Raw genomic sequence first — 2,958 nt, forward strand, 5'->3', positions numbered from 1 at the left:
GGTGCGGGTTGATTGTCCACAGGTCGGGAGTTGTCCACAGGGGCCTGACGCTTTTCGGCCACCGGTTGTACGGTCGGCACGATCAATGTCGACGCGTGTGTACGGCACGCATGTGCACGGGGAGGCGGTCGCCGTGACCGAGTTCGCTGCCGGGATGCCCGGGGCCGAAGGCGTCGCCGAGGGGGCGGGGGCCCGCCCGGCCGGCGGTGCGGAGCAGGCGCGGCGGCTTCCGCGGGTGCCCGGGTTCGCCGAGTGGCCGGCCGCGGGCGCACCCAAGCAGGAGGGCAAGGCGCTGCGCGCGGAGGTCCCGCGCGGCGCACACGCCGTGCTCGACCCGGACGGCTCCCGCCCCGACGCGGTGAGCGCCGTGGAGGAGTCCAGCCACGGCAGGCTGCCCGGGCTGGCCCCGATCCGGGTGGGCAGGATGGCGGCGACGCCGTTCGCCTTCCTGCGCGGATCGGCCGGTCTCATGGCGTACGACCTGGCCCGCACCCCCATGACCCGGATCGGCGCCCAGATCTGCGGTGACGCCCACGCGGCGAACTTCGGTCTCTACGGGGACGCGCGCGGGGGACTGGTCATCGACCTGAACGACTTCGACGAGACCGTGCGCGGCCCCTGGGAGTGGGACCTCAAGCGGCTCGCCGCCTCACTGGTGCTCGCCGGGCGGGAGGCGGGCGCGGACGAGGACACCTGCCGCGCGGCCGCCCACGACGCCGTGGGCGCCTACCGGCGCACGATGCGGCTCCTCTCCAGACTGCCCGCGCTGGACGCGTGGAACGCCATCGCCGACGAGGAACTGGTCTCGCACGCCGACGCCCACGATCTGCTCGGCACCCTGGAGCGGGTCTCCGAGAAGGCCCGCTCCAACACCAGCGGCCGGTTCGCCGCCAAGTCCACCGAGCCGGCCGGGGACGGCGGACGCCGCTTCGTCGCCGCGCCTCCGGTGCTGAGCCGGATACCGGACGCCGAGGCGGCCCGGGTGGCCGCCTCCCTGGAGGAGTACCTCGGCACACTGCCGCCGGACCGCCATCCGCTGCTCGCCCGGCACGCCGTGCACGACGTGGCGTTCCGCGTCGTCGGCACCGGCAGCGTGGGCACGCGGTCCTATGTCGTGCTCCTCCTCGACCACCGGGGCGAGCCCCTGGTCCTCCAGGTGAAGGAGGCCCGCCCCTCGGCGCTGGTGCCGCATCTGCGGACGGCCGGATTCGACGCCCCCGAGCCCGGGCACGAGGGCCGGCGCGTGGTCCACGGCCAGAAGCGGATGCAGGTGATAAGCGACAGCCTGCTCGGCTGGACGACGGTCGACGGCCGCGACTACCAGGTGCGCCAGTTCCGCAACCGCAAGGGCAGCGTGGACCCCGCGGCACTCGCCGCCGACCAGGTCGACGACTACGCCCGGATGACCGGCGCCCTGCTGGCCCGCGCCCACTCGCACAGCGCCGACCCGCGCCTGATCGCCGGCTACTGCGGAAAGAACGACGAGCTGGACGAGGCGGTGGCCGCCTTCGCCGTCGCCTACGCCGACCGCACGGAGGCGGACCACACGGACCTGGTGAGGGCGGTGAGGTCGGGACGGATCGCTGCGGAGACGGGAGTGTGAGGGGGCGTCCCGGCCGGGCGTGCACGGCCGGCCGGGACGTGCGCCGCAGGAGCGGGGCGTGGCGCCCGGCCGGGTGGCCTACGCTGTCCGGGTGACGACCTCGGAAGGTGAGCAGGGTGGCGGCGGCGCGGAGCGTGCGCCCGGCGACGGTGGTGCGGTGCGGCCCGAGGACCGGCTGGAACAGGCGGTACGGGCGGCCGAGCAGGCGCTGATCGAGTTCGAGATCGCCGTGGAGACCTTCCGCGTCGAGGTCGAGAACTTCTCCCGGCTGCACGAACAGAAGCTCGGCCCGGTGTACGCCCGGCTCGAGGAGCTGGACGCCCGGATCCTGGAGGCGAAGGCCGCCCGCAGCGACGACCCGGAGGACCGGCGCCGGGCCGACGAGGCGCGCGCAGGGCTCATGCCGATCCCCGGCGTCGAGCAGCTGATGAACGGCTGGATGGACGGGGGCGGACTGTTCCCGGAGGCCGGTGCCATGCTCACGGACCAGCCGGTGCGGCCCCCGCAGCGGGTGCGGCCCAGCGAGGAGGCCCGCAAGCTCTACCGCGACCTCGCCCGCAAGGCCCACCCGGACCTGGCTCAGGAGGACAAGGAGCGCGCCCGCCGTGAGGAGTTCATCACCCGCGTCAACGCCGCCTACGCCCGTGGCAGCGAGGCCGAGCTGCGCGAACTCGCCGGGGAATGGGCCGCCGGACCGGAGCTGAAGCGTGTACCGAGCGCCGGTGAGGAGCTCTACGCCCGCCTCGAATGGCTCTCCCGGCGCAAGGAACTGCTCACGCTGGTCGCCAGGGAGCTCGAGGAGAGCGCCATCGGCTCGATGCTCCGCCTCGCCCCGGACGACCCCGACCGGCTGCTCGAGGAGATCGCCGGTCAGCTGCGGACGCAGGTGACCGAACGCGAGGCGGAGCTGGCGGCTCTGCTGGCCTGAACCGCGCCCGCCGGGTCGGGTAGCGTCGTGGGCATGTTGCGTCCTGAAAGCTGGTCCAGGCTCGCGGGTGGAAGTCCCGTCCGGGTAGACACCGGAGTGCCCGGTAGCAGGTCCCGGTTCGTCGTGGAGACGCGGCGGGCTGAGCGGGATGTCGAGTGCCTCTTTGGAGGGAGCAAGCACGCGGGCCGTAGCGTGAAGCGAACCTTGCAGCCTCGTCACACGTACAGCGGAGAAGCCGAGCCCCTCATGTCCGGGCGAAGGCCACGTCCCGAGGGCCCTGTTCCGGGGTCAGCCTTCGGGGTTCTCCCGGGGTATGGGGGGCGGCACGTGTGCACAGTCTGGGCCGGAACAGGAGAGACCCGTCTGACCACGCCTGGCATCGGGCAAGAGACCGGACGTATAAGCCGATGGTGAAGTCGTCCGGAGG

Annotated in this window: 2 protein-coding genes; both read left to right on the forward strand. The window is 73.4% G+C overall.

Annotation, left to right across the window (positions count from 1 at the left end; all coding sequences use genetic code 11):
- The first annotated feature begins 154 nt into the window (after positions 1-154).
- Complete coding sequence (locus tag B9S61_RS18130) at positions 155-1,603, forward strand: DUF2252 domain-containing protein (RefSeq protein WP_181007418.1); 1,449 nt, start codon at positions 155-157, stop codon at positions 1,601-1,603.
- A gap of 91 nt (positions 1,604-1,694) precedes the next feature.
- Positions 1,695-2,531 carry a J domain-containing protein gene (locus tag B9S61_RS18135; protein WP_103543206.1) on the forward strand — a complete coding sequence of 279 codons (837 nt, stop codon included), beginning with the start codon at positions 1,695-1,697 and terminating at the stop codon, positions 2,529-2,531.
- Positions 2,532-2,958: the final 427 nt, after the last annotated feature.

The organism is Streptomyces sp. SM1 (assembly GCF_002910825.1).
In the GTDB taxonomy this organism is placed as follows: Bacteria; Actinomycetota; Actinomycetes; order Streptomycetales; family Streptomycetaceae; genus Streptomyces; species Streptomyces okerensis.

Excerpts from the sequence above, each read along its gene's own strand:
- B9S61_RS18130 (WP_181007418.1), top strand. The coding sequence starts at position 155 with ATGCCCGGGGCCGAAGGCGTCGCCGAGGGGGCGGGGGCCCGCCCGGCC.